Consider the following 26075-nt stretch of genomic DNA (forward strand, 5'->3'; position numbering starts at 1 on the left):
TGTATTGCAATGCAAAAAACCTGATCCGGGGGACGCGGCGCAACAACTTTACTGAAGGCGGAAACCCGGTATGCTTGATGTCGTATCGCGTGCCTTGTCCCCTTGATCAGGTAGAGGTGACCCGTGAGACGGAAAGTCGTCTGCGTCGAGATCAGCGTCAATCAGAACGTGTTGCCCCTCGTTTCGGGGTATCTGCAGGCCTATGCATGCAAAGACACAAGTCTCGCGAACGCGTGCGAATTTGTTCACGTCACAGCCCAAATACACGAACCCCGGCATGACCTCTTGCGGCGGCTCGTCGATCAGTCCGGGGATGTCTACGCCTTTAGCTGCTATGTCTGGAACATGAGGCTGGTCCGTTTCCTGGCAAACGGGATCGCGTCCGCGCGTCCGGGCGCAACGGTGCTTCTTGGCGGTCCGCAGGTCGACGGGCACGGTGCCGATTACCTGCGCCCCGAATGCGAAAACATGGTTGTCGGCAATGGCGAAGGAGAGGGGATCTTTCGCGACCTTCTGATGACCCTTGAAGCAGGCGACGATCTGACCGCGAGTCCCGGCCTGACGCTTTTTCGGGACGGTCACCTGATGGACACCGCCGCCGCCACGCCGCTGCGCGATATCAATGAAATCCCGTCGCCATATCTCGGCGGCTTTTTTCAGGGCGAATACACGTCAACGGTGTTCGAAACCAATCGTGGTTGCCCCTATTCCTGCACCTTCTGTTACTGGGGCAAGGGCGACGACAATTCGCTTCGCAAGTTCGACGAAAACAGGCTTCGCGAAGAAATTGATTGGATTGCAAGAAATGCAATCTGTTACATCCATTTGGGCGATGCCAATTGGGGCATTTTGAAACGCGATGTGGACCTCAGCCGACACATCGTGGACTGCAAAGAGCGGTACGGCATGCCCGGGCTGATCACCTTTTCGGCTGCCAAGGCGAAAATCGACCGTTCCGCCGAGATTGCCTCGATCTTTCACGACGCAGACATCATCTCGGCGCAGGCCATCGGCGTACAATCCACCTCGGAGGCGGTATTGGGCAGCATTCGCCGCCGCAATATCAAGCTGGCCGATCTGCAGCGGACCAGCGAGCTGCTGACCGATCGCGGCATCAGTACCTTTGTCGAGCTGATCTGGCCGCTTCCCAGCGAAACGCTTGCCTCCTTCGAGGCCTCTTTGACGGCTATGTGCGCGTCGGGCGTCACATCCGTCATCGTTTACCCTGCCATGCTGCTGCATGCCACGCCGATGGAAGCGCAAGTGGACGAGTTCCGGCTTGAAACCATCGATACCGATGACGACGTCAGCGAGCTTCAGTTGATCGTGTCAACGCGCGATGTCAGCCGTGCTGAAAACGACGACGGCATCTGGCTCGTTTTTGCGGTTTACTGCCTCTATAACAGCCGGGCACTTCGACGGCTCGGCAAGTATCTGCACGACTCCGGAAAGACGTCCTGGGCGGACCTGTTCCGGTCGTTCGAGGCGTTTTGCAGAAGCGAGAACTGGGACATTTCCGCCTATTGGGACAGCGTCGTGCGCGCCAAGACCCATTCGGAACACGATGTGCTCGGGCGCCTGATCCATATGATCCTGCATGACAAGCGGTCCGAATTCCTGCGGATGCTTGCCCGCTTTGCGCGGTCCCAGGACTGGTGGCAGGACAAAGAGGCGCGCGTGCTTTTCGAGATTGACTGCATCGGCGTGCCGTTCGTCTACTCCAACACGGACTTCGCCCCGGAATCGCTAGCGGACATCGGCCTTGAACATCTGGCAATCCGGGAAACCGGCGACCGCACCATACGCGTATCCGTCGACCGTCAAGATCGTGGCCTCGCGGCTCGGGCTGTGTTCGGGGACGAAAGAGCGTTCAGCGGTACCTTCGATATCGACTACAAGGCCGAGCACTTTCCATTCATGGCCGCCAAGCCGATGCGCGAGAATTACACATACGTCTACGGGATCATCCACCGGGCTTCTGTGATCGCCCCGACGTGGAAAGAGGCGGACGGCCCATCCGGGCGTGCGTTTGAAATGTCCGGGCACGGGCAGGCGGTGGACTGAGCGGCGGCGATGCCGATGGCCCTATCGGTGCCGACGCCCGAGGCAAGGGGCTGCCCTTGTTTCGCGGTGCAATTGCATCCATATCCAGCCCAGGCTTGGCAGGCCCGGCGCTTGTCGTACCGCAACCGGGAGCAACGCATGATCCATGACGCGGGGATTGACCTCAGACAGCACCGCATTTCCAGCGACACGCTGCAAAGCGACCGCAATTTCTGGCTGCAGCCGCCGCTGAACGCCGATCCATCGGCGGATGCGGGTCTGACGGTGTTTCTGGACGGTGAGTATTACCTGACGCACTTCGGTGCGCCGCAGACCATGGCCATGCTGCAGCAGGAGGGTAGCCTGCCGCCGATGTGGTCGGCCTATGTGTCTGCCGGAGACCGCGAAACCCGATGGCCCGAAAGCTTTTGCAGCGACGGGTTCGGCACGTTTGTCTGTGACGAGCTTGTTCCATCGGTGCGCGCCCTGACCGGGGCGACGGGGCAGAACACGCTGGTCGGCGTGAGTCTGACCGGACTGAGTGCCGCGCATATCGGTCTGTCGCGGCCCGGTGTGTTTTCACGCGTCCTGTGCCACTCGGGATCGTTCTGGTGGGAACAGGGCAAGCTTGCGGCGGATATCCCGAAATGGCCGCGCAGCGATTGCCGTTTCCGGATCTCGATCGGCGACGAAGAGACGGATACCGACGTCGATCACGGGCATGGCCTGATACAGGTCCAGTCCCAGCTGGAAGCCAACCGGCGCATGCGCGACGCCCTGTTGGAGAACGGTTTTTCGGTCGGGTATTCCGAATGGCCGGGCGGGCACACCGCGCCCGGTTGGCGCCGGGAATTGGCGAATGACCTCAAGGCGCTTTTCGCACAGGACGCGGCCCCGGCGCGCGCGCAGCAGCCGTGCGACGGGCCTTGCCGTGGGCAGGGCTTGTAGGCCGCGCGGGGCGGCTTGACGCGGGCGCCTGTCCGACGTGCGAACGACCGCGCTTGTCCATCCGTTTCCGTGTCGCCGACCGTTATGCCGGTACCGGGGGCACGTTCTGGGCATCGCTCCATTGTCTGGGGGATTGCCCGTAGAGGCGCTTGAACTCGCGGCTGAATTGAGACGGGCTGACATAGCCCACCTCCAGGGCCGCTTCGTTCACGGTGATGCCCCCGGCAATCTTCATCGCGGCGGTGTTGAGACGCATCGACTTCACGAACTGGATGGGCGACATCGTGGTTGCGTGCTTGAACTTGCGATGAAACACGGCGCGGCTCATGCCTGCGCGGGTGGCCATTTCGTCAATGGAGATCTGCGCGTTCAGGTTGGACGACACATGCGCGATCGACCGCGCGATGGCATTGCCGACGCCGAAAGCCTGTCTTGCGGCGAAGCCTGCCTCGCCCGTCAGGATCGCGTAATAAAGTTCGCGCAGCCGCGCGTCGCCAAGGATGGCTGTATCGGTCGTGTTGCCGCCCAAGCGCAGCAGCCGCAACAGCGCATCGGTGAAGGCATCATCCCATCGTGCCAGTCGGATCCCGTGGCACAGCGGGCCACCCTTGCCAGGACCCATGGCCCCCTCGGCATTGTCGATTTCCATGACCAGTTCGGTCATCAGGCGCTGATCCAGTGAGATATAGACGCCGAGAAGCGGGGATTCCGGCGATGCGGCGGGCGTACCGGCCTGCACCGGCATCGACACCGGACAACACAGATACCGGCTGGTGTCATAGAGATACCGTGCGCCATCCAGCACAGCCTCCTTGGTGCCGCTTGCGATGGCAATCACGCTGGGCTCATAGGCCGCGGGGGCGCAGGGCAGGGGCGTGGTTGCCCGGAACAGCCTGACCCCCTTCACGCCGGTATCCATCAGGCCATCCTCGCGGATCCTGCTTTCGATTAGGTGCTTGATCTGGTGTTTGCTCATGGGGTCAATCTAAGCTCGTCCCGGCGGTCAAGCAATCGACATGATACAATCGGGCAAGTATTCGCGACGATTTCGTCTGTTTTGCGTCCGGAGCGAGAGTTATCTACCCGTTCAGGATCGGAACACACAATCGCACGGCCCACCGCCGTCGCTGAACGGAGCTCGACAATGAAAGACACCCAATACGGACCCGAAGGCTGGACGCCGGAGCGGCTCGGCTCGCTCGTGGGAAAAACCTACGTGATCACCGGTGCCAATGCCGGTGCGGGGTTTCAGGCCGCGCGCATCTTGCTGTCCAAGGGCGCGACGGTGGTGATGCTGAACCGCAGCGCCGGGAAATCGACCGCGGCCATCGCGACGCTGAAACAGGAATTCGGCGCGGACGCCGACGTGAGCTTTGTCCGCATGGACCTTGCCGAGCTTGCCACCGTGCGCGCGGCCGCGACAGAGGTCTTGAAGACCGTTCCACGGATCGACGCGCTGATCTGCAACGCCGCCATCGCGCAGGTGCCGACACGGACGCTGACCAAGGACGGGTTCGAAAGCCAGCTTGGCACCAACCATTACGGCCATTTCTTGCTGTGCGGGATGCTGTTCGACCGCATCGAAGAGACCAAGGGCCGGATCGTGGTCGTCGCCAGCCTTGGCTACAAGATGGGGCTGAGGACGATCCAGTTCGACGACATGAACTGGGACAGGAAATACAGCGCCAATCCGGCCTACAGCCAGAGCAAGCTGGCGCAGATGATGTTTGCCTATGAATTGCAGGACAGGGTCAAGGCCGCAGGCAGGACCGTCGAAATCTACGTGTGCCATCCCGGGTCATCCGCAACCTCGCTGATCAGCACGAGCGGCAGCCTCGCTTCAAGGATCGTGTTCGGGCTCATGTCCCTGTCGCCATTGGTCCAATCGGCCGAAAAGGGGGCCTTTCCAGAGGTCATGTGCGCCACCGAAGACGGGCTGGAGCAGCGCGCCCTTTACGGTCCCACGGGGCGCATGGACTGGGTCGGTCCGGTCGGCAAGGGCACGCTGGAACCCTATGCCTACGACAAAGCCGTCATGGCAAAGCTGTGGAGCCGTTCCGAAAAGGAAACCGGTTTCAGCTGGAGCGTTTGACCGAAACGCGGGCGAGGCGGCTTTGGCGCCTGGCCCGCCACGACGCTTCGGCGGCGCGGGTGCCTCGGGGGCCAGCACGAACCTTATTGCGGGGTCGACAGCATGAAGTGCGTGAATATGTTGTCGACAACGTAAAACCCCCAATGCAGCCCGTAGGACAGCGTCGCGCCATTGCGGGTTGCAAGCAGCAGGCTTGGCACAACCGCACCAAAGCAGCTGGCCGCGATCGTGAAGCGCGCGACGTAGAAACCCGTGGCGCCGTTCAAGATCAGCGACAGATGAAACAGCCCGAAGAGCGCGGCGGTCACGATACCGACCTGCAGGATCTGCCATCCGAACGAATGGAATATCAGGACCAGCGTCAGGATCAGAAATTGCTGAAAGAGGATCTCGAACGATTTCGCGACGTAATACATCGCATCGGCAAACATGAACTCCGGCGGGTTGCTGGGGGCGAGTGACAGGTCGATCGCTGGAAGCGCCGGAAGAATGATTAAAGTGAAGCCGGCGATCATCGCAAGAACCGCAAGCACCGGTCGGATGCCGTGGGCAAGCGGATGCCAGGCTTGCAGGCGGTGGCGGAACGCCAGGGCCGCCACAACCGTGAAGCCCAGATAAAAGGCCGCATAAAGCAGCGGCGCATCGCGGTAGCCATTGGACAGGCCCAACTGGTCCTTGATCATATAGTAGCCGACCGATGACAGGGACCAGAGCACCGCGATCATCAGGATATCGATGATCGCGCGCGCTTTCAGGCTGTTGCCGGTGTAGGGGTCCGTCAAGCAGGTCAATCGCTGTCTCTGTCGCCTAGTCGCTGTCGCGCACGAGGCGGACATAGTTGGCAATGCGGATCGCATCGCCCTGCGGACCGTGCCCTTCGGGATAATCCGCCGCGTCGCCAAGTTTCGGGTCGGAGCGCTGCGCGCCTGCGCCATGGACGTCGGTCCAGCCGTTCATGAAACCCATGGCGCGCCCGAAGCTGACATAGGCGGCGAAAGTGCCGGGCTGGTCGGTGAAGTTGGCGTGGGTCGTCGAGCTCCAATGGAACGGATAGTCGACCTGACCCGCTTCGTTGATGATCTCGCTGATATCGAAGAACGGGTCGAGCGCAGCCGACCGCGTCGTGTCGGGCGAGCGGGTGTAATCGACAAGGCCCTGCAACTCGATGACATTGGGAACGCGCCAGTCGTCGTGGCCGAGGTAGCTCTCGGCGTTCATCTGTTCGGCCCACGCCATTGCATCTTGCCAGGTTACGGCTTCGCCATTGTCGGCCTGCGCCCAGATCAGCCCGCTGGCCGCGTCGGTGACGGTGCCATCGCCATTGTCGGACAGATCGGGGATGCCGTAGCCCGCGTCGCCACGGACATACATGACATAGAATTCCTTGTCCGCCCCGCGCAGCGTCAGCCCGTACCCCTTGATCCGCCCATCCGCGAAATTGACGCCAAAGAGTGTATCATCGGCACCATGCATCGTGTTCCAGACGTAGCGGGTACGCGATGCCATCTGCCCGTCGATCAGGCGTTCGCCTGCGCTGGTGTCGCCATACCCGAAGTCGAACACCGACGTGTCGATGAAGGGCGTCAGCCCGGAGGGGTTTTCACTGGCATAGCCGCTGGGATCGATGCCGTTGAAATTCATCAGCGAATACATCTCGGTGATCGTTGGCAGCCGCCAATCGTCATAGCCGCCCAAATCGAACGTCCCGGCCCCGGCGAGTGCCTCGTCGAGGGTCAGCTTGTCGTCGATATCGATCACGCCATCGCCGGTCAGGTCAGGTGATTGCGCCCACATGAGGCCTGTGACTTCATCCGTCACGGTGCCATCGCCGTTGACCGAATAGCTTTGCGGGGTGCCGAGGTGCTGCGCGTCCTGGCCGTAGAAGGGCGCGCCCGAGGCGGGGCAGTCGATTTCCTGCGTGGCGTCGTAGCAGGCGCTTTGCATCGTGTCGGGGATCGGGAATGGCGCCTCTGCCAGCGACACACCGGCGGCCACAAGATAGCTTGGCAATGCCAGCGAAACGGTCTGGAAGATGGATCTGGTCTGCATGTCGACACTCCTTGCCGGGGGGGGGGGGGGCGCGCTTCAGCGCATGTTGAACAATTCCTGGTGGAAGGCGCGGCGCGGCAGTCCGTGCGCGGCAAGGTCACGGCGCAACGCATCGCCGAACGCCGCCGGGCCGCAGAACCAGACGCTTGCGGATTTCCAGTCCGGTACGGCGGCACGCAGTTTTGCGCCGGTCAGAAACCCGTCCTGATCGTCGACCATGACGTGCAGGCTCACCCCGGCGGCCTTCGCGTCCGCGATCAGTTTCTGTCGAGCCTCGGGGGCGAGTTGCGTCGTCGTGTGAAACAGATCCACGCTCTGGCTGCCAGACCCAAGCGCGAGCTGCTTCATCCGCGCGATGAAGGGCGTGATGCCGATGCCGCCGCCGATCCATATCTGGCGCGGCGCGGCGTCATCGAAGGTGAAGCCGCCATAGGGGCCTTCGACAACCGCCCGGGCGCCGGGCTTGACGCGCTGGGGCAGACCATCGGTGTAGTCGCCCAGCCCCTTGGTGATGAACATGATGCGGGGATCGCGCGCGTCCCAGGCCGAGGCGATGGTGAAGGGATGCGCGCCTTCGGCCTTGTCGAAGGTCACGAAGGCGAACTGGCCGCTCTTGTGGCCTGTCCACCCGTCGTCGAGCCGGATCGTGGTCTCGAGGATGTTCATGTCGGCAAAGCCGTGCTGGTCTTCGACGGTGCCCTGCACCTTGCGCCGCTTGCCGACCTGGCGCGTCAGGACCAGCAGCGCCGATCCGGTACCCGCGAGCAAGAGAAGCGCCACGACAACGCCAAGCGGCTGGGTCCAGGCGGCAAAGTCCATCAGCACCACCGAATGGAAGACAAGCACCAGGTAGGCGACCGCGATGAACAGGTGCGTTTTCGCAAACCACCGGTAGGGAAACCGCTTGATCAGCGCCAGCGCGATCAGCAGCACCGCGACATAGAACGCCTTTTCGCCCAACCCCTCGGCGGTGCCGCGAAAACCGCGCAGGACGGACTCGATTGTCACGATGTCTGCCGCCCCGGCGTCTGCGGGCCGCGCGCCACGCTCGGGGGCGGCCATGAGGCCCAGGGTCACGGCCCATTTCGGTGCGTTGACCGCCATCCAGTGAAAGATCGCGGCCGACAGCCCTGCGATGCCCAGCCACTTGTGCAGCCGGTAGGCCTTGTCCAGCCCGCCGAGCCAGGGTTCCAGCCAGACGGGCCGCACGGCAAGCACCATGGCCACGCTCATGACGCCCATGCCGATCACCCCGGAATACTGCACAGCCAGATTGCGGCTGGTGATGACGCTCAGGTCGTCGGGGAACGGCAGGTTGGCCAGCAGCCAGAGCGCGGTCAGCCCCGCCATCACGCCCCAGAGGGCAATCTTGATATTTCTCAGCATGGTCGGTGTCCTTGCAGAATCGCTTTGCCGCCGAACATGACGCAGGATTGTGCAGCGAATGCCGAGGCCGGCGGAAATCCGGTTCCGTGGGGTTGGGCGGGATTTTATTATAGGCGTCAGGCCCTTAAGCTGGGCAGATGTTGGGCACGATGCGAACCTCTGCATCCTTAGTGCACAATCCTGTGCCATGATGACGGAATGAATCGCCTGCGCATGTCGCTGACCACCAAGATATTCCTCGCAATCGCGGCGACCGCGGCGCTGGTGATCGGCACGATGTCGTTGCTGGTGGCCTTGTCCATGCGCGACGGCTTTTCGCAATACCTGCTTCGGGGTGAACTGATCCGGTTCGACACACTGGTGCGGGAACTGGCCCTGGCGCACGATCCCGAAGCGCCGGGTTGGCCGGATCTTGCCGAAAGCCCCGAAGCCTGGAACGCTTTCGTGCGGGCGCATTTCACACCGCCCGGCAACCCGGATGCGGAAGAGATCGACGCCGATCCGCTGATGATCGGGGGCAGGCTGGCCCTGCTTGACGCCACTGGCATCCCTATCGCCGGACCGCCGACGCGCACCGCCATTTCCGCGCAACGGCCCGTCTGCGTGGAACGCGGATGTCCCGGGGGCGCGCCGCTTGGCTATATTCGCCTGAACGCGCCGATGCTGTCTGACAGCGCCAGCGATGCCTTTTTCCTGCGCGGGCAATATGCGTCGCTGGCGCTTTCGGCGCTTGTCGCGCTGTTGGTCTCTGCCGCCGCGGCGTTTCTGATCGCGCGTCAGATCCTGGTTCCGATCAAACGGTTGGAAGCCGGGGCAAAGACTTTGGCATCGGGCAATTACAGCGCGCGGATCGACAGGGACCGGACCGACGAGCTGGGCGATCTGATCGGGCATCACAACGCGCTGGCCGAAACCCTTGCCCGGACCAAACAGGCCGAGCGCGAGTGGATCTCGAACACGTCGCATGAGTTGCAGACACCGCTTGCGGTGCTGCGCGCGCAGATCGAGGCCCTGCAGGACGGTGTGCGCCAACCCGACGCGGAAACGCTGGCGGAAATGCACGCGGCACAGATGCGGCTGTGGCGTCTTGTTCAGGACCTAAAGATCCTGACCTATTCCGGCGAGTCCGAACTGGTGGCCGACATGCGCCGCGAAGACCTGGTGGACATCGCCACCGAAGCCGTCGAGATCGCGCGTCCGGCACTGGAGGCGGCGGGCATCCAGATCGACTGCGCCTTTCCCGACACGCTGCGCGTTGCCTGCGACCGGCTGCGGATCACCCAGGTCTTCGACAACCTTCTGCAGAACGTCGCGCGCTATACAGATGCGCCCGGCAAGGTGCGGGTGCGGATCTGGCGCGGCGATGGCCGTGTGCATGTGTCGATCGACGACACGCCGCCGTCGCCCCCCGTCGATGTGCTGCCACGGCTTTTCGATCGCTTTTTCCGGGCGGAAGGATCCCGGTCCCGCGCGCTTGGCGGGTCGGGTCTGGGACTGTCGGTCAGCAAGGCCATCGTCGAGGCGCATGGCGGCACGATCACCGCCGCGCTGTCCGAATTGGGTGGCCTGAACGTCACCTTCACCCTGCCGGAGACGCGGCGATGACCCAGCCGCGCATTCTGATCGTCGAGGATGAGGTGGCGCTTGCGGCCATCCTGCGTGACTATCTGCTCGCGGATGGCATGGAGGTCGACATGCTGTCCGAAGGCACCCACGCGGTCGAGACGGCCATTGGCAAGGCGCATGACCTCATCGTCCTTGATCTGATGCTGCCCGGCGTGGACGGGCTTACCATATGCCGCGAATTGCGTCAGAGGTCCGATGTCCCGATCATCATGACCACCGCCAGGGTCGAGGAGATCGATCGCCTTCTCGGGCTGGAACTGGGGGCGGACGACTATGTCTGCAAACCCTATTCGCCGCGCGAACTGGTGGCGCGGGTGCGCGCGGTGCTGCGTCGGCGCCCCATTGGCGGGCAGCCGCCCGAGCAGGCACCGGTTGCGCGGCTGCGCATCGACCCCGAAGGTTGGCGCGCGGCGATCGACGGGGCCGAACTCGACCTGACGCGCCGCGAATTTTCGCTTCTCGCGGCCATGGCCGCGCGCCCGGGCCGGGTGCTGTCGCGCGATCAGTTGCTGTCATTGGCGTTTCCGGACGATGCGGACGTGTTCGACCGGACCGTCGACAGTCACATAAGGAACATCCGCCGAAAAATTCACGCGATTGCCGATTGGGATCCGATCCGATCCGTCTATGGTGTCGGCTATGCCTACGAGGGCTGACAGACTGCCGGGCTCTTCTGGACCGGCAGCGCTTCGCCTGCACAATTCCTGCACGGTTTCTGCATTCTCACGTGTCGAGGTTCAGTCAGTTGCGGGGCAAAGGCCTGTTTCCATCACACGACGGCGTCGAAGGCGTTTGTCCGCGACACCATCAGGGCCGACGCCGCCACAAAGGAACCATCTCATGACCGACGTCTTGAAATCGCTCATCTGGTCTGCTTGCGCAACGACAGCCCTTGCCACTGTCGCCGTGGCGCATCCCGACACCGCCGCCTTCGAACAGACCGCCTTCATCGAGACGCCCGAGATCGTCGCGTGCACGCTAGAGGATGGCGCGCAGACGCAGTGCCATCAGATCACCGTCGGATATCTGCCCGATGGGTTGGAGATCGGCCCGTTCTGCCCGGCCACGCTCGATGACGCGGGCGGCATCTGGGAATGGACCGGCGAGAATGCGGGGCTTTACCGGATCGATGGCGATTTCCTGCGGATGCTGGACGGGCTCGGCTATCGCTTTTTCGATGACGATGGCAAGGTCTACTCGGTCGACAACGCAACCGAGCGGCCCACCGTCGATCACGCCTGCATCAACGTCTCGGTCGATGAGAGCGTCGAGATCACGATGCTGCTGCCGGTCGAGCCGGTGATGGCCGACACGCCGACCGACCTTGGGGTGGTTTCCAAGATCGGCGTGGCGTTGGAAGGCGTTCCGATCTTCGCCGACGCGCCACCGATCCAGGTGACGGGGCATATGCCCGCGCTAGATACCTGCGGCGGCCATGTGGATCCGGGCGGCTGGTATCACTGGCACGGCACATCGACCGATGTCGAAACGGTGTTCGAGGCGCAGGATGTCGCCGCCGATTGCGCGCTGGAACAGGACGCGCGTGCGCAGTTCGGCTATGCCTTCGACGGTTTCGCGATGTTCGGATCGCTGGAAACCGACGGCTCGGTCCCGTCGGAACTGGATGCCTGTGGCGGTCACGTGGGAAAGACGGCGGCAGGCGAGATCTACCACTATCACGCCTCGGATGACTTTCCGAACCTGCCGGCCTGTCTGGTCGGCGTTCAGGCGCAGGACACCTTCACCACCACCGCGACCGCCGGGATCGGCGCGGAGCGCGCGGGCGATGATGGCCGCAATGAAGCACCGCGTGCCGGCAGCGGGCCGGGTGGTCTGCCACCGGGCTTCGACGTTGCGGCTGAAGCGCTGGGTGTGACACCGGAGGCGTTGCTCGAGGCGATGACCGAAGCGGGCGGCCGCATGGCCGACCTCGCCGAGGTTGCGGTGCTGCTTGGCATCGATGAGGCTGACCTGCGCCAAGCCTTGCCGTCGCCGCTGGGGCAATGAACGAAGCGATCCGACCGAACCGCCAGAAGGAAAGCCACATGACCCGCACAGCCCTGACTGCACTCCTGCTTGCGACAGCAGGCACGGGTGCCTCTGCCCAGACCGACGCGCGTCTGGCCGGTATCTCTGCGTTCTTTGCGACCGCCGACGTGGTAGCCGGGCCAAAGGTCGTGACCTGCACGCTGTCCGAAGGCACCCGGACGGAGTGCTTCCAGATCACCCTGGCCGCCGATCCGCAGACCTACGCGCCGGGTCCCTGGTGCCCGACCCATGTTTCGGACGGCCCGGAGGCGGGCGGTATCTGGTTTCTCGACGGTGACACGGTCGACGTGGACGGCGATTTCATCACGCGGCTTGCCGAGGTTTACGGCGACACCAACTGGCAGCTGTACGAGCCCGGAACAGGTGACATCCGCTACACCGGGACACTTGAGGAATGCCAGGCCGCGGCACGCCCCGACGTCGATCCTGCCTATCAGAACTATTGCGTCCAGTGCCTGCCCGAAACGCTGCCCCAGGAGGCGGTCGTGACCTACGTTCTGCCGTTTGAACCGGTCGCGACAGAGCGGCAAGCGCCCACCAACATGACCGGCTCGGGCGTGGCTTATAACGGCGTGCGGCTTGACGGCCCGGCCCCGGTCGACGCGATCCTCGGGGCCTATACCATAGCCCCCTTCGACGATTGCGGCGGGCATGTGAATCCCTTCGTCGGCTATCACTATCATGCCGTCACCGATTGCCTCGATGGCGCGCCGGATGCGGCGGAGACCGACGGTCATGGCAGGCAGATCGGTATCGCCATGGATGGCTTCGCGATCCTGCCACACCTCATGGCCGATGGGTCCGCACCAACGGGCCTCGACCAATGCAACGGACACGACGCCGGGGATGGCAGCTATCATTACCACGTCGGCGAAGCGGGCTCGAATGCGATCCTCGGCTGTCTTTCGGCCGAGACCGGCTGCACGCTGGACGACGCGGACGGCACCTGCGATGCCTCGGTCCGCAGACCCCGGCCATGATCGGCTCGGGCAAGGCGGCACGAAAGTTCCGGGCATCGGAAGGACCGTCATGCACCGATCGCGCGCAGCGGCGCTTTTCGCGCTTGCACCAACCCTGTCGCAGGTACGCGACAGCCACGCTGAGGACGAGACGGCGTGATCCGCTCCCGGCGGCTGGCAGGAACGGCCCTTCGCGCGACATGCGACGAGACGGGGGTGACGCGGTGCGCCCCGACCAATCCGATGAATAAACAGGCAATCTGCGGATAAGACAGTCCGGAAACGCGGACCGGGGTCATTTGCGGGGCCAGGCTCTTGCGTACCGCCGTGTCCTCATATCATTGAGCGACAATGGCTCAGACGCTTACCATTGTTGTCGTCGAAGAAGACCGCGATCGGGCGATTGCGATTGTCGATGCGCTCAGGGATGCGTGCGACTGCGATGTCTTCATCGTGGGCAATTCCAGCGGTCTTGCCCGGAAAATCGCGGCCCATGCCCCCGACATCGTGCTCATCGATATCGACAATCCGACCCGCGACATGATGGAGGAACTCACCCTGGCGTCCGGCCCGCTGGAGCGCCCGGTTGCCATGTTCGTCTCGGCCGCCGCCGGCGGTCTGGCGCGGTCGGCGATCGAGGCGGGTGTGTCGGCCTATGTTGTCGACGGGCTGTCGCCCGCGCGGATCAAGCCGGTGATGGACACCGCCATCGCGCGCTTTGCCATGGTGCGACAGATGCGCAACGAGCTGGCCGAAACGCGGCGCGCGCTGGAAGAGCGCAAGGTGATCGACCGCGCGAAGGGGCTCTTGATGAAGGCCAAGGGCATTGACGAGGATGCCGCCTATGCCCTCTTGCGCAAGACCGCCATGGATCAGGGGCGGCGCGTGGCGGATGTCGCGGAAGCGCTGGTGACCGCCTCGGGGCTTTTGGGATGAGCGTGGTTTCGGTTCCTGTCGCCTACATCCCGCTTGTCGATGCAGCGCCCCTGATCATCGCCCAGGAGATGGGCTTTGCCGAAGCCGAGGGCATCGCGCTGGATCTGGTCGCGGCACCGTCCTGGTCGTCGGTGCGCGATATGCTGGCCTTCGGGCGGGTGGACGCGGCACATATGCTGGCGCCCGTTCCGGTGGCGATGGCGATGGGTCTGGGCGGTGTATCGACGGCCCTGTCGGCGGTGTCGGTTCTGTCCGTGAACGGCGACGTCATGGGGATCGGCACACCGCTGGAAGCGCGGTTGCGCGCGCAGGGCTACGGGTTCGACTTCACCGACGCGGCCGGGGCAGCCGAGGCGCTGGCGCAGGTCCGCGACGGGCCGGTCGTGTTCGGCGTGCCGTTTCCGTTTTCCATGCATGTCGAATTGCTGCGCTACTGGAGCCGTGCAACGCCCCTGGGCGAAGACGGCATTGTCATCCGAACGGTTCCGCCGCCGTTGATGGCCAGCGCGCTCGAGGCCGGAGACATAGACGCCTTCTGCGTGGGCGAGCCCTGGGGATCGGTCGCGGTCGATCAGGGCGTCGGCGCGCTGTTGCTGCCGGGCAAGGCGATCTGGAGTTTCGCGCCGGAAAAGGTTCTGGCCGTCCGCACCGATTGGGCTGAAACCGAACCGGACCTGCTGGGCCGTCTGATGCGGGCCACGTGGCGGTCGGGGCGGTGGCTGGCCAATCCCGAGGTGCACGCGACGGCCAGCGATCTTCTGGCGCGCAAGGCCTATCTCGACGTGCCGTCCGAACTGATCGACCGGGCCTTGTCCGGGCACCTGACCATCTCCGCGCGCGGCGAGCAGCGACAGGTCGACGGGTTTGTCGAATTTCATCACGGGGCTGCCAACTTTCCGTGGCGCAGTCAGGCCAAGTGGATCGCCCGGCAATTGCAGCAATTTCACGGGCTGGATGCCCCGGACCATCTCGATCGGGCGGCCCAGGTGTTCCGGTCCGACCTGCACCGGGAACATCTGGGCGCGGCGGGCCATGACATGCCGGGCGCGTCGGAAAAGGTGGAGGGCGCGATTCGACATGCAACGGCGGTTGCCTCGGCCGGTGGTGCGCTCACCCTGCTGCCCAATCGTTTCTTCGATGCCCGAATTTACGATCCCGAAGGGTCATAACTGCTTATCTGTTAGGCAAGACCGTGCATGGCCCTGCGTTTTTCGGGACCTCCGGCAAATTCCGCTTTTGGTTTTCGCCGCAACGCAGCATCGTCGGGTCATACCTGCAATGGCGTAGGTTCTGCCGAAAATTCATCCCGCTGTCTGGGACTGACTGAGCAAGGTCGCTCTCTTTCCGCCGAGGTCTTCGGCGGTCAGTGATCGGCCTTTTTTCGTTTTTGCCCGGCCCACGCCTTCGGGAGCCGGAGCCATGTAAAGGACAATCCATGAAAACCCTCCTTCTTGGTCTCGCCGCCACAACCGCGCTGGCAAGCCCATCCTTCGCCGAACTGCTCGATCTGGAAAAAGACGAACTGACCTTCGGTTTCATCAAGCTGACCGACATGGCGCCGCTGGCCGTGGCTTATGAGCAGGGGTATTTTCTGGATGAAGGTCTGTTCGTCTCGCTCGAGGCGCAGGCGAACTGGAAAGTGCTGCTTGACGGCGTGATCGACGGACAACTGGACGGCGCGCACATGCTGGCAGGTCAGCCGCTGGCCGCGACCATCGGGTACGGCACCCAGGCGCATATCGTCACGCCCTTTTCGATGGACCTGAACGGCAACGGCATCACCGTGTCGAACACCGTATGGGACATGATGCGCCCGCATATCCCGTCGATGGATGATGGCCGCCCGCAGCACCCGATATCGGCCGAGGCGCTTGTCCCGGTAATCGAGGAATTCAATGCCAAGGGCGAGCCCTTCAACATGGGGATGGTGTTTCCGGTCTCGACGCACAATTACGAACTGCGCTACTGGCTTGCGGCCGGCGGGATCAAGCCGGGCTATTACAGCCCCGAGAACATCACCGGACAGATCGATGCGGATGTCTTCCTGTCGGTGACCCCGCCGCCGCAGATGCCCGCGACGCTCGAGGCGGGCACGATCCACGGGTATTGTGTCGGCGAGCCGTGGAACCAGCAGGCCGTGTTCAAGGGCATCGGCGTTCCGGTCATCACCGACTACCAGCTCTGGCGCAACAATCCCGAAAAGGTCTTTGGTCTGACGGCCGACTTCGTCGAAGACCATCCGAATACCACCAAGGCGCTGACCCGCGCGTTGATCCGCGCCGCCATCTGGCTGGATGAGAACGACAACGCCAACCGCGAAGAGGCCGTCGCGATCCTCAGCCGTCCCGAATATGTCGGCGCGGATCGGGAAGTGATCGCCAACTCGATGACCGGGACCTTCGAATTCGAAAAGGGCGATGTCCGCGAGATCCCCGACTTCAACGTCTTCTTCCGCTACAACGCCACCTATCCGTTCTACTCGGACGCCATCTGGTACCTGACGCAGATGCGCCGCTGGGGACAGATCGCCGAGCCCCAGACCGATGAATGGTTCAGGGACGTGGCCGAAAGCGTCTATCGCCCGGATATCTACCTCGATGCGGCGCGCAGCCTTGTCGATGAAGGCCTCGCCGTCGAGGCGGATTTCCCCTGGGACAGCGACGGCTACAAGGACCCCACACCTGCCGCCGACATCATCGATGGCATCCCCTACGACGGGCGCGCGCCGAACGCCTATCTCGACAGCCTGCCGATCGGCCTGAAGGGCGATCAGGTTGTCGTCGGCGACGCGGTCCAGGGCTGACCGCCCCCTCGCGCGGGTGGCCTTGCTGTCCGCGCGCACACATTCAGGAGACAGGTTCATGAGCACCGCAGACCCGAATTTTCAGGCAGTGGCCGACGTCGAGGCGCGCCGCGAGCGCCGCTTTACCCGCATCAATTCCGCCGACAAATGGTTCCAGGTCCTTGGCCTGTCCTGGATCACCCCGATCCTGAGGGCCGCCGCGGGGGACAATCCACGGGCGCAGGTGTCTGAAATCTGGCGCCTTCTCGGTGTGCCGCTTCTGGCGATCGTCGGCTTTCTTGCGCTGTGGGGGGCGCTTGCGCCCACCGTGCAAACGTCACTGGGGGCGGTGCCGGGGCCTGCGCAGGTCTGGGAAGAGGCGGTCAACCTGCACCAGGACGCGCGGGCCAAGGCGGCAAGCCGGGACCAGTTCCAGCAACAGGTCGCAGCCTTGAACGAACGCCGCGTCGAACAGGGCAAAGAGCCGATCGAGCGCGCATATACCGGCGCACCCAGCTACTACGCGCAGATCTGGACGTCGATCAAGACCGTGTTCTTCGGGTTTCTGATCGCCAGCGTGGTGGCCATTCCCCTGGGGATCGCCGCGGGCCTGTCGCCTTATGCAAATGCCGCGCTGAACCCGATCATCCAGATTTTCAAACCGGTCTCGCCGCTGGCATGGCTGCCGATCGTGACGATGATCGTGTCCGCCATCTACGCGACCAATGACGGGCTGTTCGCCAAGTCCTTTCTGGTGTCGGCGATCACCGTGACGCTGTGTTCGCTCTGGCCCACGCTGATCAACACCGCGCTGGGTGTGGCCAGCATCGACAAGGATCTGGTGAACGTCTCCAAGGTTCTGAAGATGAACACCTATACGAAGATCACAAAGCTGGTCCTGCCCTCGGCACTGCCGCTGATCTTCACCGGGCTCCGGCTGTCGCTCGGGGTGGGCTGGATGGTGCTGATCGCCGCCGAGATGCTGGCGCAAAACCCGGGCCTCGGCAAGTTCGTCTGGGATGAGTTCCAGAACGGCAGCTCGTCATCGCTGGCCAAGATCATGGTGGCGGTTCTGACCATCGGCATCATCGGTTTCATGCTGGACCGCGTGATGTACGCGCTGCAGTCGCTGTTCACCTTCACGAACAACCGGTGATCGACATGGGCATTCTGACACTTGAAAACGTTTCGAAAAGCTATGGGTCCGGGCTGCACCGCACCGATGTGCTGAACGATATCACCCTTGACGTGAAAGAGGGCGAGTTCCTGGTTTTGCTTGGCTTTTCCGGCTCCGGCAAGACGACGCTGATCAACCTGATGGCGGGTCTGGACAGCCCGACCACGGGCACCGCCACCTTCAAGGGCGCGCCGATCAAGGAGCCAAGCCCCGAACGCGGCGTGATCTTCCAGAGCTATTCGCTGATGCCGTGGCTGACGGTGAACGGCAATGTGCGGCTTGCGGTGGATACGGTCTTTCCCGGCCTGTCGGCCAGAGAGAAGGACGACAAGGTTGCCCATTACGTATCGATGGTTGGCCTGTCCCATGCCGCGACGCGCCGCCCGGCCGAGCTTTCGGGCGGGATGCGCCAGCGGGTCAACGTGGCGCGCGCCCTGGCGATGAACCCCGAGATGCTGCTGCTGGACGAGCCCCTGTCGGCGCTCGATGCGCTGACCCGGGCCAATCTGGCGGACGAGATCGAGCGGATCTGGGAGGCTGACAGGAAAACCTGCGTGCTGATCACAAACGACGTGGATGAGGCGATCATCCTTGCCGACAGGATCATCGCGCTGAACCCCGACGGCACGTTGAGCGACGCCTTCGAGGTCGCCATACCGCGCCCCCGCGACCGGATCGAGATGAACACCAACGACGCCTTCAAGCGTCTGCGGGCCGATGTCACGAAATACCTGATGGATGTCGGGATCGAGGCCAAGGTCGAAGGCGCGCGGGAATTGCCCGATGTCACCCCGATCCACGGTGTGCCAGCGGCGGTCAAGGACGCGCAACAGGGCCTGATCGACGACCGCTTTCTGGATTTCTCGCAGTTGCACAAGGTCTATCGCACGCCCAAGGGACCGCTGACCGTGGTCGAGGATTTCGACCTCAAGATCGACCGCGGCGCGTTCATCTCGCTCATCGGTCACTCGGGCTGCGGCAAGTCCACGGTGCTGACCATGGCCGCAGGGCTGAACGCGATCTCGAAGGGCGCAATCAAGCTGGATGGCCGCCATGTGGAAGGCGCCGACCCCGAACGCGCGGTGGTGTTCCAGTCGCCCAACCTGTTCCCGTGGCTGTCCGCCCGCGAAAACTGCGCCATCGGTGTCGACAAGGTCTACCCGCGCGCCAGCCGGGCCGAACGGCAGGACGTGGTGGAGTATTACCTGGAACGGGTGGGTCTGGCGGATGCGATGGACAAGCCCGCCAGCGCCATGTCGAACGGGATGCAACAGCGCGTCGGCATCGCGCGGGCCTTTGCGCTCAGCCCCAAGCTGTTGCTGCTGGATGAACCCTTCGGGATGCTGGACAGCCTGACGCGCTGGGAATTGCAGGAAGTGCTGATGGAGGTGTGGTCGCGCACCAAGGTGACCGCGATCTGCGTCACCCATGACGTGGACGAGGCGATCTTGCTGGCGGATCGCGTGGTGATGATGACCAACGGGCCGCAAGCCACCATCGGCAAGATCGTCGATGTGAACCTGCCGCGCCCGCGGACCCGCAAGGCGCTGCTGGAGCATCCCGACTACTACCAATACCGCCATGAAGTGCTCGATTTCCTTGAGGAATACGAGCACGGCGCAAGGCCCAAGGCGAAACCGACAGTCAAGGCCCCCACGGCCGTCGCAGCGGAGTGACCCCCATGAAAGAGAGACTGGTTATCATCGGCGCGGGCATGGCCTCTGGCAGGGTGATCGAGCAGCTTGTCGAAAACGCACCGGATGCGTTCGATATCACGCTGTTCAACGCCGAGCCGCGCGGCAACTACAACCGCATCATGCTGTCCCCGGTCCTGTCCGGAGAGCAGACCTACCAGGACATCGTGACCCATGACGACGATTGGTATGCCGCGCATGGCGTGACATGCCGTTTTGGCGAACACGTGGTCCGGATCGATCCTGAAATGAAGGTTGTCGAAGCGCAGCACGGCCATGCGCCCTATGACAAGCTGATCATCGCCACCGGTTCGGCGCCGTTCATCATTCCGTTGCCGGGCAAGGATCTGCCCGGCGTGATCACCTACCGCGATCTCGATGACACCAACGCCATGATCGACGCCGCCGACAAGGGCGGCAAGGCCGTGGTGATCGGTGGCGGGCTGCTGGGGCTGGAAGCGGCGGCCGGACTTGCCGAGCGCGGCATGGACGTCACCGTGGTGCACCTGATGGGCCATCTGATGGAGCGCCAGCTGGACGAGGCGGCGGGATATCTGCTGCGCAGGGATCTGGAAAGCCGGGGCATCACTATCCGCACCCAGGCCTCGACCAGGGCGATTATCGGCGATGGTCGTGTCGAGGCGGTATTGCTCGAGGGTGATGAAACCCTGCCGGCCGATCTGGTCGTCATGGCCGTCGGCATCCGGCCCGAGACGCGGCTGGCCACCGATGCCGGTCTGGAGGTGGCCCGCGGTATCGAGGTCAACGCGCAGATGCAGACCTCCGACCCGGACATCCTTGCGGTTGGGGAATGCGTGGAATTCGACGGCCATCTCTTCGGGCTGGTCGCACCGCTCTACGATCAGGCCAGGGTTCTGGCGCAGACGCTGATGGGCAAGCCCGATGCCTTCGTCGTCAAGGACACCGCGACCAAGCTGAAGGTCACCGGGTGCAACCTGTTCAGCGCCGGCGATTTTGCCGACGCCGAGGGCCGCGAGGACATCGTCCTGCGCGATCCCGGCAAGGGTGTCTACAAGCGGCTGGTGATCGAGGGTGACCGGCTGATCGGTGCCGTGATGTATGGCGATACCGCCGACGGCAACTGGTTCTTCCAGCTGATCAAGGACGGCACCGAGATCGACGAGATGCGCGAGACGCTGATTTTTGGCCCGGCCTTTCAGGGGGGGGCCTCGGTGGACCCTCTCTCAGCCGTTGCAGCATTGCCGCGTGACGCGGAAATCTGTGGCTGCAACGGCATTTGCAAAGGCACCATCGTCGACGCCATCGGTGCGGGCGCGGCCGATCTGGGCGCTGTCAAGGCGCAGACCAAGGCCAGCGCGTCCTGCGGCACCTGCACCGGGCTGGTCGAACAGCTGTTGCAGGTCACGCTGGGCGACGCGTTCGAGATGCCCACGGCGCAGCCGATCTGCGGCTGTTGCGATCTGACCCACGAGGACCTGCGCCGCCTGATCAAGTCGCAGGAACTGACTTCGCAGGATGCGGTCTGGCAGGAACTGGGCTGGAAAACCCGCAACGGCTGTCACGTCTGCCGCCCGGCGGTGAATTTCTACCTGCTCGCGGACTGGCCGCTGGCGTATCGCGACGATCCGCAAAGCCGCTTTGTCAATGAACGCAAGCACGCCAACATCCAGAAGGACGGCACCTTCAGCGTCGTGCCGCGCATGTGGGGCGGCATCACCAACGCCGATGAATTGCGCGCCATCGCGGATGCGGCGGACAAGTACGATGTGCCGACCGTCAAGGTCACGGGCGGCCAACGGATCGACCTGCTGGGCGTGCGCGGCGAGGATCTGCCTTATATCTGGGCCGATCTGAACAGGGCCGGGCTGGTGTCGGGGCATGCCTATTCCAAGGGTCTGCGCACCGTGAAGACCTGCGTCGGCACCGATCACTGCCGCTTTGGAACCCAGGACAGCACCGGGCTCGGCATCAAGCTCGAGCAGACGCTCTGGGGGTCGTGGACGCCGCACAAGGTCAAGCTTGGCGTCTCGGGGTGCCCGCGCAACTGCGCCGAGGCGACCTGCAAGGATGTGGGCATCATCTGCGTCGACAGCGGCTATCAGGTTGGCGTCGCGGGGGCCGCCGGGATGGACCTGAAGGAAACCGAACGGCTTTGCGATGTCGCGACAGAGCAGGAGGCGATCGACGTCACCGTCGCCTTCGTCCAGCTATACCGCGAGAACGCCAGGTATCTGGACCGGGCCTACAAGTGGGTCGCGAAGGTGGGGCTCGACTGGGTCAAGGCGCGCGTGGTCGACGATCCGGATGAACGCGCCCGCCTGATCGCCGCCTTCGAGGTGTCGCAATCCATCTATCGCACGGATCCCTGGGCGGCGCAGGCCAGGGATGCTGGCCAATACCAGCCGATTGCCGATCTGACACTGGAGGCCGCGGAATGAGCTGGATTGACATAGGCCCTGTCGCCGACATCCCCCTGCGCGGGGCGCGCAGGATCAAGACCGACCTGGGATGCGTGGCGATCTTTCGCACCGGCCCGGACGAGGTCTTTGCCGCAACGGACCGGTGCCCGCACAAGGGCGGCCCCTTGTCCGAAGGCATCGTGCACGGGCAGTCCGTGACCTGCCCGCTGCACAATTGGGTATTCGATCTGAACACCGGGCAAGCCAATGGCGAAGACGGCGCGATTGACACGTTCGAGGTGCAGGTCAGGGACGGGCGCATCCTGATCGACGCCACCACGCTTGCGGCCAGGAGTGCGGCGTGATGGACGGCGCGGGCCTGCCGGAAACACGCTCGACCTGCCCCTATTGCGGGGTGGGCTGCGGGGTCTTGTTGCGCCCGGACGGGGAGGGCGGTCTGATCGTGCGCGGCGACCCGGATCATCCCGCCAATCTCGGACGGCTGTGTTCCAAGGGTGCGGCGCTCGGCGAAACCGTGGGTCTTGAACAGAGGTTGCTGGCCCCGCGCGTGGACGGATCGGACGCGCCATGGGATGTCGCATTGCAGACCGTCGCGGACCGGTTTTCACAAACAATCGCCGAGCACGGGCCAGACAGCGCGGCGTTTTACGTGTCCGGTCAGCTTTTGACCGAAGACTACTATGTCGCCAACAAACTGATGAAGGGTTTCATCGGCTCGGCCAATATCGACACCAATTCGCGGCTGTGCATGGCCTCGTCGGTCGCGGGACACAAGCGGGCGTTCGGCACCGACACGGTGCCGGGTACCTATGACGACATAGACGCGGCCGATCTGGTCGTGCTGGTCGGATCCAACCTCGCGTGGTGCCATCCCGTGCTGTATCAGCGCCTGCTTCGCGCCCGCACGGCGCGCGGCACCCGGATCGTCGTCATCGACCCGCGCCGCACCGCCAGTTGCGACGGCGCAGATATGCATCTGGCCCTGCAACCGGGGTCGGACGTGGCGCTGTTCAACCGTTTGCTGGTGTCGAATTACGAAGGCGGGGCGCTGGACGTCGCCTTCATCGCCCGGACCAACGGGTTTGACGCGGCCCTGCGGGCGGCAATGTCGGACAGCACCGCGCCGACCGGATTGCCCGAGGCGGACATCCAGGCGTTCTGCGATCTGTGGATGCGCAACGAAAAGGTGGTGACGATCTTTTCCCAGGGCGTGAACCAGTCCACCTCGGGGACGGACAAGGTCAACGCCATCGTGAACTGCCATCTCGCGACCGGGCGCATCGGCAGGCCGGGGTGTGGCCCCTTGTCGGTGACCGGCCAACCCAATGCCATGGGCGGGCGCGAGGTGGGGGGGCTGGCCAACATGCTGGCCTGTCATCTGGATCTGGAAAATGCCGATCACCGGGCCGCCGTCCGGGATTTCTGGAAGGCGCCAACGGTGCCAGCCGCCCCGGGCCTGAAAGCCGTCGACATGTTCAACGCCGTGGCCGATGGACGCGTCAAGGCGCTGTGGATCATTCACACCAACCCCGCGGTGTCCATGCCCGACGCCGACGCCGTGCGCGATGCCATCGCCGCCTGTCCGTTCACGGTGGTCAGCGACATCACCGACCGCACCGATACCGCGCGGCTGGCCGATGTGCTGCTGCCCGCGACCGCCTGGGCGGAAAAGGACGGTACCGTCACCAATTCGGACAGAACCATCAGCCGCCAGCGCCAGGTCCTGCCGGTCCCCGGTCAGGCCCGTCCCGATTGGGCCATTCTCGCCGAGGTGGGCAGGCGCATGGGGTTTGGCCCGGCCTTCGACTACGCCAACGAGGCCGAGATCTTCCGCGAACATGCAGCGCTGTCGGGCATCGCCGGTCAATTCGGGCGGGACTTCGATATCTCCGCGCTCGCGGAGCTGTCAAATACCGAATATGCGGATTTTGCCCCGCAGCGCTGGCCAATCACGAGCCAACGTCGTGGCGGGCGTTTTTTCGCGGACGGGCAGTTCTTCCATGCGGACGGCAAGGCGCAGATGCTGCCGGTCACGTGGAAACCGCCCGCGGCAAAGGCCTCGCCGCGCTATCCGTTCCGGCTCAACACCGGGCGCGTGCGCGATCAGTGGCACACCATGACGCGCACGGCGCTCAGCCCGCGCCTGTCGGCGCACCTGGCCGAGCCCTTCCTGGAAATCCACCCCGACGATGCCCGCGATCTGGATGTGCAGCCGGCGGATCTTGTGCAGATCCACAATCCGGTCGGCACCGCCATCCTGCGCGCCCGCATCACCGATACTGTGCAGCCCGGGCAGGTCTTCGCCCCGATGCACTGGACCGCAGAGACGGCGCCCGCCGCGCGGATCGATGCGCTGGTGGCGGCGGCATGCGATCCGGTCTCGTGCCAGCCCGAAAGCAAGGCAAGCGTCGTTGCCGCCCGCCGCTATGACGCGGCCTGGTACGGCTTTGCCGTTTCGCGCCGTCCCATGGCGCTGGCCAGCGATTACTGGGCTCTGGCCCGGACACGGCAGGGGTTTCGGGCGGAACTGGCGGGGGCCGTGGCGATCGCGGACTGGTCGGCAGAGGCAAAACGCCTGTTCGCGGCACCGGAGGCCGAGGTGTCCTCGATCATCGACGCAAAGCGCAACGTCGCGCGGATCGTGCTGCAAGACGACGGCCTGCTGGTCGGTGCCTTGTTCGTATCGCCGACCCCTGTGGCCGTCATGCGCGACTACCTGTCGTCCTTGCCCGGCACAGAGGTCGCCGACGCGCTTTCGGGGCGTCCCGCGGTGGATGTGCCGAACCCCGGACCGGTGCTGTGCTCGTGCTTTGGGGTCGGGGTCAACACGATTGTCGACGCCATAGAATGCCAGGGCCTGATGTCGGTCGATCAGATCGGCGCGGCGCTTGGGGCGGGGTCGAACTGCGGCTCGTGCCGCCCGGAAATCGCCGAGCTGCTGGTGTCTGTGGAAATCCGCGAGGCCGCGGAATGAGCCTGTCCGATCACGTGCGCACGCTCGGGCGCGGTCCGGGCCGGTCGCGGTCCCTGACGCAGCAGGAAGCCTTTGACGCGATGTCGTTGATGCTTGGTGACGATGCCGCCGCTGAAGCGGTGGGCGCGATCCTGATGCTTTTGCGGATGAAGGGCGAAACGGCAGAGGAGATCGCCGGTCTGGCCGCCGCCGCTCAGGCCGGGCTTGCCGCCCAGGCCGGACCTGCCGGGCTGCCGAGGGCCGATCTGGACTGGCCCAGCTATGCGGCGGGTCGCACCCGCGGTGCGCCCTGGTTTCTGCTGTCGGCGAAGCTGATCGCAGAGACCGGCCACCGCGTCCTGTTGCACGGCTGGAACGGCTCGGACCCAAAGGTGCGGGCCGGGCTGGACCGCGCCGGTATCGGCATCGCACGATCACGCCAGGACGCCGCCTTGTTGCTCGACCGCGACCGGATTGCCTATCTGCCGCTTGAGGCGTTTCACCCCGCCTTGTTTCGGCTGTTGACGCTGCGCGACGTTCTGGGGTTGCGATCCTGCGTCAATACGGTGTGCCGGATGCTGAACCCCGGCGCTGCGGTGGCCAGTGTGCAAGGGGTGTTTCACCCGTCCTATCGGTTCCTGCAGGCCGATGCGGGCGCATTGCTGGGATGGCAAAACCTGACAGTGATCAAGGGCGGCGGCGGTGAGTTCGAACGTCACCCAAGCAAGGACATCGCGGCTTTCGGGCTGCGCGCCGGTGCCCCGTGGGAGCGTCGTTTCCCCGCAACCGTGGATGAAACGCGGCGCCTGACCGATCCGGAGAGCGGCGGGCAGTGGACCCCTGCATCCCCATCCGCCTTTGAAACCGAAATCATCACCGGAACCGCAGCCCTCGCGCTCGACACGCTGGGCGTTCACGACGGTGCGCGCGTTGCGCGGGACCTCTGGGCGTCCGGCATGATGGCGAGGGTGGCCTGACA

20 protein-coding genes are annotated in these 26075 nt (G+C 64.1%); 16 read left to right on the top strand and 4 right to left on the bottom strand.

Going from position 1 to position 26075, the window contains the following annotated elements; genetic code table 11:
* Positions 1 to 123 precede the first annotated feature (123 nt).
* Both ACXYMN_RS01155 and ACXYMN_RS01160 read left to right on the top strand, forming a co-directional pair.
* Positions 124 to 2064: a cobalamin-dependent protein gene (locus tag ACXYMN_RS01155; protein WP_459011541.1), complete on the top strand. Its 1941-nt coding sequence runs from the start codon at positions 124 to 126 to the stop codon at positions 2062 to 2064.
* Positions 2065 to 2202: 138 nt separating this feature from the next.
* Positions 2203 to 2991 carry an alpha/beta hydrolase gene (locus tag ACXYMN_RS01160; protein ID WP_459011542.1) on the top strand — a complete coding sequence of 263 codons (789 nt, stop codon included), beginning with the start codon at positions 2203 to 2205 and terminating at the stop codon, positions 2989 to 2991.
* 82 nt (positions 2992 to 3073) lie between these two features.
* Here the strand turns inward: ACXYMN_RS01160 and ACXYMN_RS01165 are convergent, their stop codons facing one another.
* Positions 3074 to 3967 carry an AraC family transcriptional regulator gene (locus tag ACXYMN_RS01165; protein ID WP_459011543.1) on the bottom strand — a complete coding sequence of 298 codons (894 nt, stop codon included), beginning with the start codon at positions 3965 to 3967 and terminating at the stop codon, positions 3074 to 3076.
* A 168-nt stretch (positions 3968 to 4135) separates the two neighbouring features.
* Here ACXYMN_RS01165 and ACXYMN_RS01170 point away from each other — a divergent pair, with 168 nt between their 5' ends.
* Positions 4136 to 5083 carry an SDR family oxidoreductase gene (locus ACXYMN_RS01170; RefSeq protein WP_459011545.1) on the top strand — a complete coding sequence of 316 codons (948 nt, stop codon included), beginning with the start codon at positions 4136 to 4138 and terminating at the stop codon, positions 5081 to 5083.
* Positions 5084 to 5166: 83 nt separating this feature from the next.
* Here ACXYMN_RS01170 and ACXYMN_RS01175 read toward each other — a convergent pair whose 3' ends face one another.
* From ACXYMN_RS01175 to ACXYMN_RS01185, 3 genes are read right to left on the bottom strand one after another with little or no spacing between them, the layout of a single operon-like run.
* A complete protein-coding gene (locus ACXYMN_RS01175; RefSeq protein ID WP_459011546.1) occupies positions 5167 to 5874 on the bottom strand; it encodes a hypothetical protein in 708 nt (235 codons plus the stop codon).
* Between the two features lie 16 nt (positions 5875 to 5890).
* On the bottom strand, positions 5891 to 7132 hold the full coding sequence (locus ACXYMN_RS01180) for an Lcl C-terminal domain-containing protein (protein WP_459011547.1): 1242 nt from the start codon (positions 7130 to 7132) through the stop codon (positions 5891 to 5893).
* A gap of 36 nt (positions 7133 to 7168) precedes the next feature.
* On the bottom strand, positions 7169 to 8518 hold the full coding sequence (locus ACXYMN_RS01185) for a ferredoxin reductase family protein (protein ID WP_459011549.1): 1350 nt from the start codon (positions 8516 to 8518) through the stop codon (positions 7169 to 7171).
* Positions 8519 to 8716: 198 nt separating this feature from the next.
* Here ACXYMN_RS01185 and ACXYMN_RS01190 point away from each other — a divergent pair, with 198 nt between their 5' ends.
* From ACXYMN_RS01190 to ACXYMN_RS01250, 13 genes are all read left to right on the top strand, one after another.
* On the top strand, positions 8717 to 10123 hold the full coding sequence (locus tag ACXYMN_RS01190) for an ATP-binding protein (RefSeq protein ID WP_459011550.1): 1407 nt from the start codon (positions 8717 to 8719) through the stop codon (positions 10121 to 10123).
* On the top strand, positions 10120 to 10800 hold the full coding sequence (locus ACXYMN_RS01195; RefSeq protein ID WP_459011551.1) for a response regulator: 681 nt from the start codon (positions 10120 to 10122) through the stop codon (positions 10798 to 10800). The genes ACXYMN_RS01190 and ACXYMN_RS01195 overlap by 4 nt, the downstream gene beginning before the upstream one ends.
* A 184-nt stretch (positions 10801 to 10984) precedes the next feature.
* A complete protein-coding gene (locus ACXYMN_RS01200) occupies positions 10985 to 12151 on the top strand; it encodes a YHYH protein (protein ID WP_459011552.1) in 1167 nt (388 codons plus the stop codon).
* Between the two features lie 38 nt (positions 12152 to 12189).
* Positions 12190 to 13173, top strand: coding sequence for a YHYH protein (locus tag ACXYMN_RS01205; RefSeq protein WP_459011553.1), 984 nt, complete (start codon positions 12190 to 12192; stop codon positions 13171 to 13173).
* Between the two features lie 330 nt (positions 13174 to 13503).
* A complete protein-coding gene (locus tag ACXYMN_RS01210) occupies positions 13504 to 14088 on the top strand; it encodes an ANTAR domain-containing response regulator (protein ID WP_459011554.1) in 585 nt (194 codons plus the stop codon).
* Positions 14085 to 15257 carry an ABC transporter substrate-binding protein gene (locus ACXYMN_RS01215; protein ID WP_459011555.1) on the top strand — a complete coding sequence of 391 codons (1173 nt, stop codon included), beginning with the start codon at positions 14085 to 14087 and terminating at the stop codon, positions 15255 to 15257. The genes ACXYMN_RS01210 and ACXYMN_RS01215 overlap by 4 nt, the downstream gene beginning before the upstream one ends.
* Positions 15258 to 15523: 266 nt before the next feature.
* Positions 15524 to 16891, top strand: a complete 1368-nt coding sequence (locus tag ACXYMN_RS01220) for a CmpA/NrtA family ABC transporter substrate-binding protein (protein WP_459011556.1) — start codon at positions 15524 to 15526, stop codon at positions 16889 to 16891.
* A gap of 58 nt (positions 16892 to 16949) precedes the next feature.
* Complete coding sequence (locus ACXYMN_RS01225) at positions 16950 to 18026, top strand: ABC transporter permease (protein ID WP_459011557.1); 1077 nt, start codon at positions 16950 to 16952, stop codon at positions 18024 to 18026.
* Positions 18027 to 18031: 5 nt separating this feature from the next.
* Positions 18032 to 19723, top strand: a complete 1692-nt coding sequence (locus ACXYMN_RS01230) for an ABC transporter ATP-binding protein (RefSeq protein WP_459011558.1) — start codon at positions 18032 to 18034, stop codon at positions 19721 to 19723.
* A 5-nt stretch (positions 19724 to 19728) separates the two neighbouring features.
* Positions 19729 to 22161 (top strand): nitrite reductase large subunit NirB, encoded by a 2433-nt coding sequence (nirB, locus tag ACXYMN_RS01235; RefSeq protein ID WP_459011559.1) that lies wholly within the window; start codon positions 19729 to 19731, stop codon positions 22159 to 22161.
* On the top strand, positions 22158 to 22487 hold the full coding sequence (gene nirD, locus ACXYMN_RS01240) for a nitrite reductase small subunit NirD (protein WP_459011560.1): 330 nt from the start codon (positions 22158 to 22160) through the stop codon (positions 22485 to 22487). The genes nirB and nirD overlap by 4 nt, the downstream gene beginning before the upstream one ends.
* On the top strand, positions 22487 to 25117 hold the full coding sequence (locus ACXYMN_RS01245; protein WP_459011562.1) for a molybdopterin-dependent oxidoreductase: 2631 nt from the start codon (positions 22487 to 22489) through the stop codon (positions 25115 to 25117). The genes nirD and ACXYMN_RS01245 overlap by 1 nt, the downstream gene beginning before the upstream one ends.
* Positions 25114 to 26073: a glycosyl transferase family protein gene (locus tag ACXYMN_RS01250; RefSeq protein WP_459011563.1), complete on the top strand. Its 960-nt coding sequence runs from the start codon at positions 25114 to 25116 to the stop codon at positions 26071 to 26073. The genes ACXYMN_RS01245 and ACXYMN_RS01250 overlap by 4 nt, the downstream gene beginning before the upstream one ends.
* Positions 26074 to 26075: the final 2 nt, after the last annotated feature.

Source organism: Roseivivax sp. CAU 1753 (genome assembly GCF_054482575.1).